Source organism: Gemmatimonadota bacterium, assembly GCA_026387915.1.
In the GTDB taxonomy this organism is placed as follows: domain Bacteria; phylum Gemmatimonadota; class Gemmatimonadetes; order Gemmatimonadales; family Gemmatimonadaceae; genus Fen-1231.
Map to the genome: position 1 here is coordinate 26,335 of JAPLKS010000014.1, position 13,850 is coordinate 40,184.

9 protein-coding genes are annotated in these 13,850 nt (G+C 62.2%); 5 read left to right on the plus strand and 4 right to left on the minus strand.

Annotated features, from left to right (window positions below; genetic code table 11):
• Positions 1–71 precede the first annotated feature (71 nt).
• From NTZ43_08375 to NTZ43_08395, 5 genes are all read left to right on the plus strand, one after another.
• Complete coding sequence (locus NTZ43_08375) at positions 72–1,352, plus strand: acetylornithine deacetylase/succinyl-diaminopimelate desuccinylase family protein (GenBank protein MCX5767219.1); 1,281 nt, start codon at positions 72–74, stop codon at positions 1,350–1,352.
• 150 nt (positions 1,353–1,502) lie between these two features.
• Entirely contained in the window at positions 1,503–4,442 is a 2,940-nt protein-coding gene (locus NTZ43_08380) for a TonB-dependent receptor (GenBank protein ID MCX5767220.1), read from the plus strand.
• Between the two features lie 2 nt (positions 4,443–4,444).
• Positions 4,445–5,896: a hypothetical protein gene (locus tag NTZ43_08385; GenBank protein ID MCX5767221.1), complete on the plus strand. Its 1,452-nt coding sequence runs from the start codon at positions 4,445–4,447 to the stop codon at positions 5,894–5,896.
• A 14-nt stretch (positions 5,897–5,910) separates the two neighbouring features.
• On the plus strand, positions 5,911–7,113 hold the full coding sequence (locus tag NTZ43_08390; protein MCX5767222.1) for a P1 family peptidase: 1,203 nt from the start codon (positions 5,911–5,913) through the stop codon (positions 7,111–7,113).
• Positions 7,114–7,149: 36 nt separating this feature from the next.
• Positions 7,150–8,214: an MBL fold metallo-hydrolase gene (locus NTZ43_08395; protein ID MCX5767223.1), complete on the plus strand. Its 1,065-nt coding sequence runs from the start codon at positions 7,150–7,152 to the stop codon at positions 8,212–8,214.
• A 12-nt stretch (positions 8,215–8,226) separates the two neighbouring features.
• Here the strand turns inward: NTZ43_08395 and NTZ43_08400 are convergent, their stop codons facing one another.
• From NTZ43_08400 to NTZ43_08415, 4 genes are all read right to left on the minus strand, one after another.
• Complete coding sequence (locus NTZ43_08400; GenBank protein ID MCX5767224.1) at positions 8,227–9,684, minus strand: aldehyde dehydrogenase family protein; 1,458 nt, start codon at positions 9,682–9,684, stop codon at positions 8,227–8,229.
• A 227-nt stretch (positions 9,685–9,911) separates the two neighbouring features.
• Entirely contained in the window at positions 9,912–10,871 is a 960-nt protein-coding gene (locus NTZ43_08405; GenBank protein ID MCX5767225.1) for a threonine/serine dehydratase, read from the minus strand.
• A gap of 212 nt (positions 10,872–11,083) precedes the next feature.
• The gene (locus tag NTZ43_08410; protein MCX5767226.1) at positions 11,084–11,296 is read right to left on the minus strand and encodes a DUF2283 domain-containing protein; all 213 of its coding nucleotides are present in this window, start codon (positions 11,294–11,296) and stop codon (positions 11,084–11,086) included.
• Positions 11,297–11,404: 108 nt separating this feature from the next.
• Positions 11,405–13,834 (minus strand): PAS domain-containing protein, encoded by a 2,430-nt coding sequence (locus NTZ43_08415; protein MCX5767227.1) that lies wholly within the window; start codon positions 13,832–13,834, stop codon positions 11,405–11,407.
• Positions 13,835–13,850 lie beyond the last annotated feature (16 nt).

Sequence of the window (13,850 nt, forward strand, 5' to 3'; positions counted from 1 at the left end):
GTTATCTTGATGCAACGTATATGAACAAACAACTCCTTGACAAGCAAAATGCAAAGCTGGACATTCGGCCCATGAAATTGGCTGCTCGTGACCTTGATCGTGTACTTGCTGCAATCGATGAAGCAACCGAAGAGATGGTCGACTTCACGGTTGCGATGCTGCGCGTACCCACCGTAAACCCGCCAGGCGATGCGTACGAAGAGTGTGCGCGGCTCATCGGAGCCCGCTTAGGCGAGTGCGATTTTGCCGTGGATTATCCGGTGGCTGACACGCGTCCTGAGCACACGGCGACGCACCCACGCATGAACGTCGTTGGCTTGCGGCGCGGCCGCACCGACCGGCCATTGGTGCATCTCAATGGCCACTTTGACGTCGTCCCCGCTGGGGCAGGTTGGACGATGGATCCGTTTGGCGGCGTGGTGAAGGACGGCCGCATTTACGGACGCGGGTCCAGCGACATGAAGGCCGGCATCACTGCGGCCGTCTACGCTGCAGAAGCAATTCGCCGCGCCGGAATTCCGCTCGTGGGCTCTGTTGAGATCAGCGGCACGGTCGATGAAGAGAGTGGCGGCTTTGCGGGCATGGCGTATCTGGCACAGCAAGGCCGCGTCAGCGCCAGTCGAACCGACGCCGTCATCATCACAGAACCCACCGACACCGATCGCGTGTACATCGGGCACCGTGGCGTGTACTGGTTTGAAGTCACCACACGCGGGCGCATTGCCCACGGGTCCATGCCGTTCCTCGGCGTGAACGCCATTGAACACATGGGTGTCATTCTCGACCGAATGCGTCGCGAACTGATGCCGGTGCTTGGGGCTCGGACGACTGCGATTCCCGTGCAGCCGCTGGGCGCGCGGCATGCCACACTCAACATCAACGGCATTGGGGGCGGGCAATCTGTGGATGGCATTCAGACGCCCTGTGTTGCCGATGTGTGCCGAGCCATTTTCGACCGCCGTTTTCTGGTGGAGGAAGGCTTCGACGCGACGCGCGCCGAGATTGTAGAGTTGCTTGAGCGCGCGGCTCGCGAAACGCCCGATCTGTTCTATGAGTTGCGAGATCTGATGATCGTGCACCCGGTGCAAACACCGGACGGCGCATCCGTGGTGTCAGCGCTCGATCTCGGGGCGCAGCATGTGCTTGGTCGCCAGTTGCTCAAGGCGGCCAGTCCTGGAACGTACGACCACAAGCACGTGGACCGGATTGCCGGTGTGCCCAACTGTGTAGCGTATGGCCCTGGGATTCTCGATCTCGCGCATCAGCCAGACGAATATTGCACCGTGGCCGACTTGGTGCAGTCCACGAAAGTACTGGCGCTTGCTGTGCTCGAACTGACCGGCACGCTGTAAAACGTAGTCGACTCGAATATTTGCTACGGGTTCGTGACGTTGGCATTCCTCAAATGCCACGTGCCGACGCCGTATGCTACAACGGATTTCCCCCCGGGTAATGCTGTTTCAAACGAACGCTTCTCGGCACGTACCCTCAACGAGGTTTCCATGCAACGACGTTCTCGATGGCCGCTTGTATTTCTCACCGTGTTGGCCGCGCTGTGGCCGGCGACGCCAGCACTGGCGCAATCCGGCGGAATCGTTGTCGGTAAGGTGACGGACGATCGCTCCGGCGTACCGCTGGCTGGCGCGCAGATCATCACGGTGATTGACGCAAAAGACCGCGTCGCTCGGTCCGACCAGGAAGGTCGCTATCGTATGGTGGACGTGCCGGCGGGGAGCCGGACCATCACGGTGCGTATGATCGGCTATGCCGTGAAGACGACCACCGTCACGGTCGCCGCGGGGCAGACCGCGACGGTGAACGTGGCGCTTGCCGTACGGCCGCTCGACCTCGACGCGGTGGTCGTGACTGGCCAGGGCGGTGAAATTTCCAAGCGACGTATTGCCACCACGGTGGACGTGGTGAGCCGAGAAACGATTGAAGCCTCGCCGGCCAAGCGGTTGGATGAGCTGCTTCAGACCACGCTGCCCGGCGCGCAGGTGCGCATGACGTCTGGCCAGGTGGGCACGACGTCCATTATGCGTACGCGTGGCGTGACGTCGGTGAGCAACAACTCCACGCCGGTCATCTATGTGGACGGCGTGCGTATGGACAACCTCAACACCATCGCGACGCTCGGCATGAACGTCTCGGGTGTGCGTGCGCAGGGTGCGGCCACCAGCGCGATTGCCGACCTGCCGATGGACAACATCGACCGTGTGGAGTTCATCCCCGGCGGTGCGGCCACGACGCTGTATGGGTCGGACGCCGCGAACGGCGTGCTGCAGATCTTCACCAAGCGTGGTACCGCTGGCGCCCCGAAGATGTATTTCGAGGTGCGCGATGGGTACGACACGCCGCAGACGCAGTTCGATTTCTTCAAGGCCACGAAGGACCTCATGTACCGTAATGGCCTCTCGCAGCAGTACTCAGCGGGGATCGAGGGCGGCACCAACGGATTTACTTACAGCCTGTCCGGGAATGCGCGGGCGAGCGAGACGCAGCGCGTGTACGGCGACAACTCGGCCTTCGGTTTCCGCAGTGCGGTCGGCGCCAACGTCGGCGCGAAGGGGAAGTACCAAGGCTCCTTCTCGTACAATGAGACGGACACGCCGCGTTTCCGCAACGGCAACGCGGGTGGCTACACCTCGCTCTGGGTGCTGGAGTCGGGCCGCTCCTCGGCCTTCGGTTTCAACAACAACATCGACAGCCTGAACGCCACCGACGCGGCCGCGCTCAAGAAGTTTGTCAACGACGCCGAGCGGCTGCAGAACAACCGCGTGTTCACGCGCTCGTTCCAAACGTCGCAGCGGCTCGACTTTGACCCGATGCCCACGGTCAAAACCCACATCACGTTCGGGCTCAACAACCGCTTCAGTAAAGAGCGGGCGATTGTCACCAATGAGTTCCTGATCGCCACGAAGTCGTTCCCCGCTGGGACGACCGACCGCGGATCGATCTCGAATTTTGAACGGTCCTACAACGGGTTCACGCTCGAAGCGGGCGCGCAACACAGTGCCTCGTTCGGCAGCGATCTCTCGGTGATTTCGTCTGTCGGCGCGCAGCTGTTCCGCAACGACGACGTGCAGGTGCAGTACACCGCCACGAACGTGCGCGACGGGCAGGAGACGCTGGCCGGTGCCGGCGTGTCCCAGTCCACGGATTTGGCGTACCGCGTAGCGAACTACGGCATCTATGGGCAGAGCAACATCAGTTGGCGTGAGAAGTACACCGTTGAAGTCGGGCTTCGCGTCGACAAGAACACGGCGTTTGGTGCGAACACCGGCGCGCAGACCTACCCGAAGATCGGATTGGTCTGGGCCCTGGGGAACGAGGAATGGCTGCGGAAACTGATCGCCGACAAGTACCTGTCGGATGTTCGCTTGCGCGCGGCCTACGGTGTGGCGGGACAGTTCCCGCAGCCGTTTGCCAACGACCGCACGGTTGCGATCAACTCGTTCAACGGCCAGCAGGCGGCGACGTTCGGTCAGCCGGGCAACCGCAACCTGAAGCCGGAACGTACGGGCACCACGGAAGTCGGTGCCGATCTGTCGTTCTTGCACGAGGCCATTACGATGGGCCTCGGCTGGTACTCCTCGCGCACGGTGGACGCCCTGCTCAACGCGCCGCCGTCGCCCTCGACTGGTGAAGTCAGCCAGATCACGAACGTCGGCGAGATCGCGAACAACGGTCTTGAGCTGCGGGCCACGGCCACGCCGCTGAACACGCCGATGTACCGTTTGTCGATCAACGGCTCGTTCAACACGCTCCATAACAAAGTGATGAAGCTTGGTGGTACGCCGCCGTTCGCCATCAGTGGCTACGGCGCCAGCACGGTGCAGGGCATGGTGCAGGAAGGGTACCCCGTTGGATTCTTGCGCGGTGCGAACGCCATCTTTGATGCCACCGGCAAGATCACCGAGATCAAGCAGCTCGCATATCTCGGCAAGCCGATGCCCGACAAGTTCGGCAGCTTCGGCGCGCAGCTCGGTATTGGTTCGCGCTTCACCTTGAGCGTGAATGCCGACTACCAGTTCGGCGGACAGACGCAGTCGTTTGACCGCGCCTTCCGCTACCTCTACGGCGTGTCCGGCACCGACGGCTATGTGCCGGCGGCAGCGCTCGCGCAGGCGCCGTTCAACGGAAGCCGGGCAGCGATCTGGCAGCAGGTGATGAACAAGTGGGTGGAAAACTCGGACTACGTGTCGTTCCGCACGATCACGGCGGACTACCGCGTGCCAGAAAAGTTCCTCCCCCGCGGAGCCAAGGATATGCGGATGTCGTTCTCCGTCACCAACCCGTGGCGCTGGGCGGCCTCGAGCTTCGATCCTGAGACCGACTTGTCGTCGGCACTCACGCAGGGTGGTGCGGCGGTGGGCGGATACAACTACGCCACCGAAAGCAGCCCGCGCAGCTTTCTTCTCACACTTCGCTTCGGATTCTGATCATGCGCCGACATAACTTGCCGCAGGCCATGCGCCTGCTTGCGCCGACGCTGGCCGTCATCCTTGCCGGTGCGTGTAGCGCGTTTCACCCCACCGATGTTAAGAACCCCAACCTCACCGACCAGCAGTTCCTCGGCACGCCTGCCGCAGGCGCCGCGTGGTTGCGCGGGACGCAGCGTCAGTATCTGACCACGCTCAACAGCGTGGTGCAGAACAGCGAGCTCGTCTCGGACAATTATTTCAACAACTACACCACGAACAACCAGCAGTTCGACGCGCCGAACGTGCTGTACATCGACCCGGAAGTCACCTCGATTCAGAACTCCATTGCCCGCTTGCGCTACATGGCAACGTTCGGACTCGACAGCGTATTTCCGCGTGATCCCCTGGTGACGGCCAACGACAAGGCCGAAATCACCTACTATCGCGGTGTGGCCTCGCTGTGGGCGGGTGAGATGTATGTTGGACTGCCTGCGGTCGCCAATGGCGAAGTGGTGGATTGGAAGACCCACCTCAACAGCGCCATCGCCGATTTCCAACAGGCCCGCACCTTGTCGACGGACGCCGTCGCGAAGAACAGCTACACGCTGGCTCTCGCGCGCGCGTACCATCGCCTTGGGAGCAAGGCCTTGGCGGTGCAGGAAGCCACGGCATTGCTGGCGGCGAACGCCACCTTTATTCGCAATGCGACGTTCGATCCGATCAATGGGCCGAACAATGGCATGCAGGGTGTGCTGACCAGTTCGGTGAACAACTTCCAGCCGTTGCCGCGTTTGGACTTCCTCGATCCCAAGTATCCGAACCGCGGTACGACGGTGCAGAGCCCGATTGCATTCGCCAAGGCTGAGGAAGCGCATCTCATTATTGCCGAAGGGTTGCTGTCCGATAACAGCCTGCCGGCAGCGAAAGACCGTCTGAAGCTGCTGCTGACGTTGGTCAAGTCGCGCACCGTCGAGATCGTGGACAGTCGTCTGCAGCTTCGTGGGCGCGCCGGTGGCAAGGTGGTGTACCCCAACACGGCCGACACCAAGGTGTCGTTCGCGCCTGGGCAGCCGCTGGTTGATGGCTTTGTGCTCGCTCGGACTGCTACCACGTCGGTGCCGACGATCTCGGGGACGTCGGTGACGGCCGCGCAGATCGACGCTGCCTCCACGGTTGACGACGGGTACTATCTCCTGTATCTCATGCGTCAGGAAATCTTCCTGGCCGAAGGCCGGCGCATGGCTGACCTCGGCATTCGCATGCCGGTAGCGCAGACGGAAATCATTGCCAACAAAAAGACGGCCGATGGCCAGCCGTACACGTTTGCTGTGATCCCGTCGTTCATTCCGACGGCGTTTGGCATGGACGGCTTTACCTATGATGCCACGGCCAAGACCGCGATCATGAAATACGACATGAACCGGGTGCTCGTGCAGAATAAGACGGCGACCCAAATCTTCCCCTTCAAATGAGCCACGGCCTCTTCATGACGTCTTTGACGCAGAAGGCCACCACCCGCCCCGTGACGGGGCGGTGTGGTGGTCTGCGGGCGATGGTGATGCTTGTTCCAGTCGTGGCCTTCACGGCCGCCTTGCACGCGCAGCAGACGCAGCCGCCGGCCGCTGCGCGTCCGGCTGGACAGGCGCCCGCACGCATCACACAGGTTGGCCCTGGGCCGACCAACTCGATTACCGATGTGCCGGGTCTTCTCGTTGGGCAGTACTCCAAGTTTGGCGACGGGTACCGGTCGGGCACGACGGTCATCCGCACCGAGAAAGGTGCCACGGCCGGCTACAGTCAGATGGGCGGCGCGCCTGGCACCAAGGAAACCGATCTCCTCAAGCCGGGCGGACAAGTTCGTGCTGTGCAAGCCATCATGCTGAGCGGCGGGAGCGCGTTCGGTTTGGACGCTGCGACTGGCGTGATGAAATGGATGGAAGAGCACGGCTTTGGAGTGCCCGTGGGAGCTGGCGTAGTGCCCATCGTACCAGCGGCGATCCTGATGGATCTCGGACGCGGTGGCGACTTTAAAAAGCGCCCTGATGCCGATTTTGGTTATAAGGCAACCGAGCTCGCTTCACGGGATGCGGTGGTGAGCGGACGCTTTGGTGCCGGCACCGGCGCCGGGTGGGGCATGGGCACGGCCAGCATCAAGTTGTCCAACGGCTACACCGTGGCCGCGTTGGTTGCACTTAATCCGGCTGGCTCGCCGGTGGACCCGCGCACCTGCTTGCCCTACGGGTTGTACCTCGAGCAGGCCAACGAGTTCAATCTCGTGCAGCCGACGGCGGCTGAATGCACGGCCACGTCTGGGGGCCGCGGTGCGCCACGGGACGGTTCCGTGGATGCGCCGTTCAATACGACCATCGCGATCGTGGTGACCGATGCTCCGCTCGAAGATCTTGAGGCAGAGCGGATGGCGGTGATTGCGAACGATGGACTGGCTCGCGCGATTGTGCCGATTCACGGCATTGGCGATGGCGACACGGTGTTCGGGATGGCCACGACGCCACCGAGCCACAACCTCACCAACCAGGAACTCGGCGCCATTTTCAATGCGGCCGCCGATGCGTTGGGACGGGCGGTGATTCACGCCGTGGTCGAATCGAAGCAGCTGGGCAATAGTCGCGTTGGCTACTGCCAGCAGTACCCGAGCGCGTGCGTCAAGCGTGTCGGCTCCGGCAAGTAGCTGGTGCCGTAACTCTACTTATTAAAGGAATACATCGTGATCCGTCTTACTCGTGGGATTCTGGCCACCATCCTGCTGACGGGCGCGACGCTTTCGGCTCAGAGTGCGCCTCGCCCCCTCGTCATCTACTTTGTAGATGTCGAGGGCGGCCAGGCGACGCTGATTAAGACACCAGCTGGCGAAGCGTTTCTCATTGACGCCGGTTTTCCAGGGGGCAGTGGCACCTTTCAGTCGAAGCCTGGTGCCCCCGAGGCGGCGCGCGACGCACAAAGGATTTTGGCCGCCGCGCGTGACGCTGGCCTCACGCAGATCGATCACCTGATGCTCACGCACTATCATGCCGATCATTTTGGCGGCGTGTTTGAGCTCGCGCAGTTGCTGCCCATTCGGCACTTCATCGATCACTCGGCGCCCAGTGCGGAGGCCGAGGTGGTAGTGCCGGGGACGCAGGCGCTGTACGACGCGTATCTCGCGTTGCGCGCCACTGGTACACACACCGAGCCCAAGCCCGGCGACCATCTCGCGATTAAGGGGCTCGACGTCGTCGTGGTGTCATCGGTCGGCGAGGTGCTCGCGGCGCCGCTCGACGGCGCAGGAGCGGAAAACCCAGCGTGTGTAAGTGGAGGCGTGCCCGCGCAGGAGAAGACGGAAAACCCGCGCTCCACGGGAATCCGGCTGCAGTATGGAAAATTTCGGTTCTTAGACATCGGGGACCTCAGCGGCCCGCCACAGTATGCGCTGACTTGTCCGCGCAATCTGATTGGCGAGGCCGATGTGTACCTGATTGCGCACCACGGCGGCGCTGACGGCGCTGATCCAGCGTTCTTCGCCGCTGTGAAGCCGCGGGTCGCCGTGTTCGATAACGGGCCTCGCAAGGGCGCTCAGGCGCCAACGTTTGCCACAATTGCGAAGATGCCAGAGGTTGACGGTTGGCAGCTGCACCACTCGCTCAATCGGGACGTGATCAATCTCCCCGAGGAGCGCATTGCCAATCTCGACGAGTCCACCAGCGCGTGGATTAAGGTCACCGCGCAGGCAGACGGGTCGTTTTCGGTGACGAACGGCCGTACGGGGCAGACCAAGGCCTATCCGCGCCGATAGCGTTGATCTGGACTATTTGATCGTCGGACGAATAATCGCCATGCGCGACACGGTGAATTCCTCGGCGGCAAAACGCGGACCTTCGCGGCCAATGCCAGAATCTTTCACGCCACCGTAGGGCATGGAATCGGAACGGAACCCTGGGACTTCGTTCACGACCACGCCGCCTACTTCCAGCGTGTTCAATGCGGCAAAGGTATTGGCCAGCGAGGCCGTAAAGATGCTCGCGTGGAGGCCATACCGAGAATCGTTGACCAGGGCGAAGGCCGCGTCAATGTCTTTGACTCTGCGTACGCACATGACCGGTCCAAAGATTTCCTCGCTCCACACGAGGGCTCCCGAGGGCGGTTCGATAATGACCGTGGGCTCAAAAGCCCCGCCGCTGAGCGTGCCGCCGTGGGCAATCACCGCGCCGGCGGTGACCGCTTGTGCAATCCAGTCGGCGACGCGCGCTGTACTTGCTTCATTGATGAGCGCCGAAATATGCGTGGCGGCATTGCGTGGATCGCCAACCACCACAGCGGCCAGATGTTTCTTGAGTGATGCAATGAAGGCATCGGCCACGCTTTCGAGGACGATGACGCGTTGCACCGAGATGCAGGCTTGGCCGGAGGCGTAAACGCTGCCGCGCACGGCGGCGCCGGCGGCGGCTTCAATGTCGGCACTCGCGTCCACGATGAGCGCCGAGTTTGACCCCAGCTCCAGGAGCGTTTTACGCGGCGCGGCCAATTTAGAAATTGCATGACCGACACCGGCCGAGCCGGTAAAGGACACGGCGCCGACGCGAGGATCGGAGACCAGTGTGGCGCCAACGACCGCATCGCCGGTGACGAGTTGGACAATTCCTTGAGGAATGTCCAGCGTCGCTGCGATTTCGCGCATCATGTGAATCATCCACAACGTCGCGAGCGGTGTTTGTGGCGCGGGCTTAATGATGACAGGGCAGCCGGCCGCGATTGCCGGAGCAATCTTGTGAGAGGCCAACAGCAGTGGATAGTTGAATCCCGTGATACCAATGATGACGCCGATGGGTTTTCTGACCCAAAACCCGACCATGCCTTCACCGCTTGGCAGGAGATCCAGCGGGACCGTTTCCCCGTGCAGTCGTGACACTTCACCCGCTGCTGTCTCGAGCGTCAGAATCGTGCGAGCGACTTCTACCACGCAATCTCGATGCGGTTTACCGGTTTCCAAGACGATCAGGTTCTCAAATTCCGCACGGTGCGCGGTGAGCGCCGCACAGGTGCGCGCCAGCAACTCCTTCCGCGCATAACTCGAGAGTGCTCCGACTTTCAGGCGAATGGCTAACGCATGATCGAGCGCTGCATTGGCATCGTCTTTATCGCCGACGGGACCATCACAGATGCGCGATCCGTCGAATGGAAAAATGACCGGCGCGGTGGTTTTCGTAGCCTGCCAAACATCTCCAATGGGAAGCCCAGTTGGAAAGGATGGAGTAAAAAGCGACATGGAGATTCCTGTAATATTGAAATGAATCGTCCGGAGTTTTCCGGAGATAATGACGGATAAGTGCCCCCACCTCCGCTGTGGTGGTCTGGGCTGTTGTATAGTGCGCGTTGCACGCCACGCGCGGCAAGTAGCGCGGTGGTCACCGCAGGCGGTTGTGCTGGGTCACTATTTCGGCTTTGCGTGCGCGAACGCGATTGTCTTCGTCAGCAGCACTAACCGGTGTGCTCTTAGTTCCACCGCAATCCGCGAAGTTGATCCAAATTTAAATTCCCGCCCGACAACACGGCCACCACCTTCGCTCCCTTCGGCAACTTCACCAGCCCTCGCATCAACGCCGCGACAGGCGCAGCGGCCGCACCTTCCACGACGAGTTTGCAACGCTCCATCACCCAGATCATGGACTCAAAGATCTCGGCGTCCGGGAGTGTGACAATCTCATCCACAAAGCGCTGCGCCACGGAGAAGTTCAGGTCGCCCACGCGGCGCACGCGCAGGCCGTCGATCACGGTATTGCACTCGATCGTCGTGACCGCCCCGGCCTTGAGCGAGGCCTGCATGGCCGGTCCGTCTGACGATTCCACACCAATGACGCGAATGGCGGGGTTGAAGCTCTTCACGGCCATCGACACGCCCGAAATCAGTCCGCCGCCGCCAATGGGCACCACCACGGCGTCCACCTCCGCCCAGTCCTGCACAATCTCGAGCCCCACGGTGCCTTGACCGGCAATGAGTTGTTCGTCGTCAAACGGGTGCACGTAGGTGAGCCCTTCGTCACGCACGAGCTCCTTGGCCTTCTCGTTCGCTTCGTCCCAGATGGTGCCGTGGAGCACCACTTCGGCGCCATAGTCGCGCGTGGCGGCGATTTTCGATGGCGTGGCGTTGGCGGCCATGCAGACCACGGCACGAATGCCGTGAATGCGCGCGGCGAGTGCCACGCCCTGCGCATGATTGCCGGCAGATGAGCAGACGACTCCGCGTCGTTTCTGCTCCTCAGGCATGAGCGCAAACTTGTTGAGGGGGCCGCGAATCTTGTACGAGCCTACCCGCTGGAAGAGCTCGGCTTTGAGGCGTGCGTCGAAGCCGGTTGCCTCGCTCAGCTGCCGCGAGGTGAGCAGCGGCGTGTGCTTGATGTGCGGAGCAATGCGGGCGCGCGTTTCTTCAAAGTCGCGCAGGGTGAGCGAGAACATCGGCGGGCCTCGTGGTGGGGCGGGGGCGAATGGTGTTGCGGAGCCGTCCGCTGGCATTACGCAGCAGAGTGGCTGTTGATCGGACGGTGGGTGCCCCAAGATGCGGTGTTCTCTCAAGAGGCACTAGTAGAGACGCGCCACCCGATGCTGCCGTTGAGCGTGGCCGTGCTTAGGCGGCGGCTCGCACGTCCGTCCGGCTGGCCCGGGGTCGACTATGCCGAGCGCAGGTCGATGGGAATGGTTCGCCGGTGCAGCATTTCCGGATCCACGAATCGGCTGGCGTGATCGATGTCGAGTCCCACGATTTCGCCGGCGGCGTCCACGTCAGCGACCACACCGGGTGCCACCTCAACGACGTCCGCGCCGGGACGGTCGATGAACAACACATACAGGGAGTCGGTGGTGCTGTCGTAGCTCAGCTTCATCGATCTGGTCTCCTGAAACGGCAGTCCGGAAAAGCGTTATGGATCGTCTTGCCGTGCGCGCGACCAGAATCTTGCGTCGCGGTGACTTCTCGCGGAGCCACTCTGTACCTATCTCGCCGCCCCCGCCCGCATCACGGCCGTCAAATCCCGCAACTCAAACGGCTTCCGCAAGAACCCGGTTGCCCCGTCGGCCAGCAAATCTCGCGCCGTCTCCGAAATCTCGTATCCGCTACAGAGCAGAATCCTGAGGCGCCCCTCGCGCAATGAGCGGAGTATGGGGAACGCTTCGGCGCCGCCCATTACGGGCATGCCGAGATCGAGCACGACGGTGGTGATGTTGTCGGGGTGGTGCGTGGCAATGTCGATCGCCTCGCGGCCGTCGCGCGCGGTGATCACGTGATAGCCGAGTGACTCGAGCATACGGGTGCCCGTGCTGAGGACCCATGGTTCGTCGTCTACAAGCAGCACCGTTTCGACGTTCGCTCGGCGCCGCACCGCGTCGGCAACACCCTGCGCGTCGGACGCGGGAAAGGTGATCACAAAGCGCGACCCCTCGCCGGGGACGCTCGTGACGTCTATCTGCCCGCCGTGGTTTTTCACGATCCCGTACGTGGCGGCCATTCCGAGCCCGCGGCCTAAGAATTTTGTCGTGAAGAAGGGCTCAAAGACATGCGCCAACGTTTCGGGCGTCATACCGCATCCGTTGTCTTGGACGATCAGTCGCACACAGGCGCCATTCGGCATCGCAGTGTCGGAGCACCACTCTGTCGCAATGCGCACGATGCCGACGTCGTCTACCGCCTCAACCGCGTTGATGAGGAGGTTCATGACGACCATGCTGAGTTGCGTGGCGTCCGCGCGGATGGTGACGGGCGTTTTCGAGAGCGTCGCTTCCAGTTGCACTCGCTTGGGGGCTGTGCGCTGCTGCACGCGCAGCACGTCGCGCACCACGGCGTTGAGGTCGAGGTTGGTGGGATTCACCTTGCCGCCACGCGCGAACGCCACCATTTGGTGGGCGAGCTCACCGGCGCGGCGCGCGGCGGCGGCAATCTCCTCCAGCATTTCATGCGTCTCGTCGTTGCGCGCGTGCTTGAGTAGCAGCACGTCGGCATTGCCGAGGATGGGCACCATCAAATTGTTGAAGTCGTGCGCGATGCCGCCGGCCATCGTGCCAATGGCTTCCATCCGCTGCGATTGATGGAAGCTTGCCTCGAGTTTTTTGTAATCGGTGACATCGCGGGCAATGCCAAAGAGGCCGCGTACCCGTCCCGTTTGGTCGCGGAGGGGGCCCTTGGTGGTCAGGAAGGTCCGCCGTTCGCCCGTTTTGAGCGTGAGAGACTCCTCAATCGTGGCCACGTCTCCGGATTCCAATATCTCACGGTCGCTTGTCAGCATCGCTTGGGCATCTTCCGCGGGAACCAACTCGGCGTCGCTTCGGCCGAGAATCTCCTCCACCGGGCGACCCAACGCCCGAGAGCCGGCGCCGTTCATGACCAGATATCGGCCCTCGCGGTCCTTGACGAAGACGATATCGGTGGTGCCCTCGATCACCGTGGCCAGGAGGGCGTTGGCGCGCTGCGCTTCGGCATCCGCCAGTTTGCGCACTTCGACTTCGCGCGCGAGTGCGGCGTGCGCCTCGGAAAGGTCGCGCGTGCGCTCCTCGACGCGCCGCTCCAGTTGCTCTTGGCGGCGCTTGCGATCGGTAACGTCCTGAAAGATGGCCATCGCGCCGGCGTACTTGCCGCTGATGTCTATGATGCGCCCGCCGCGCACCTGCACGTCGAACTGGCGTCCGCGTGGACGGACGACCTCCTCCTGGCCGACCAGCGATGTGCCGTCTTTGAGGCACGCCTCGAGCGGACAGTTGGCGGAGTCGGTGCACTCCAAGAGTTCGTGGCACCGTCGCCCGACCGCAGCACCTGCGTCGACTCCCACCAGCTCTTCGAGGGCATGGTTTGCCTCGATGATCCGCATGTCGCGATCGGTGACAAACGCCGGATCGGGCATCGACTCAAACGCCAGTTGGTATTTGTTCTTGGCGTTGGTGAGGAGCCGGTTCTCCTCCTGCAACTCACCGAGGAGTTCAGACTCCGTGTGGCTGAGCCACTCCGAGGAGAATCCGAGTTCGAACTTATCAAAGAACCGATAAACAATTTCGAGCGCGCGCCGACGGTCGTCGTCGGGCATCGGCGTGTCGTAGGCGAGATCGGTGAAGCATTGGCGCACGAGTTTGGAGAGCCCAAGGAACATGGCAAAGCCAACGCCACGTGCGCGGTGGGCTTTTGCTTCGTGCACGCCAAAGGAGGCGGAGGGGTTCTCTGAAAACCTCTCATCGACGTGCAACGATTCTGGCAGATCGTGTGCCTGGCAGTAGGCAATCAGCGAGTGCCGCGGCCCGTTGACAGTCATCCGCCAGTCTTCCTCGCGCGTGCTCGTGTAGCGCGTGTACTCGGCGGCGGTGGAGTATTGCATCAGGCGCGCGAGAATCCAGTCCTCGCTGCTGCCGAGGGCGTCGACGTAAGCCGTCAAGCGCGTCATCGTGCGGTACCTCCGG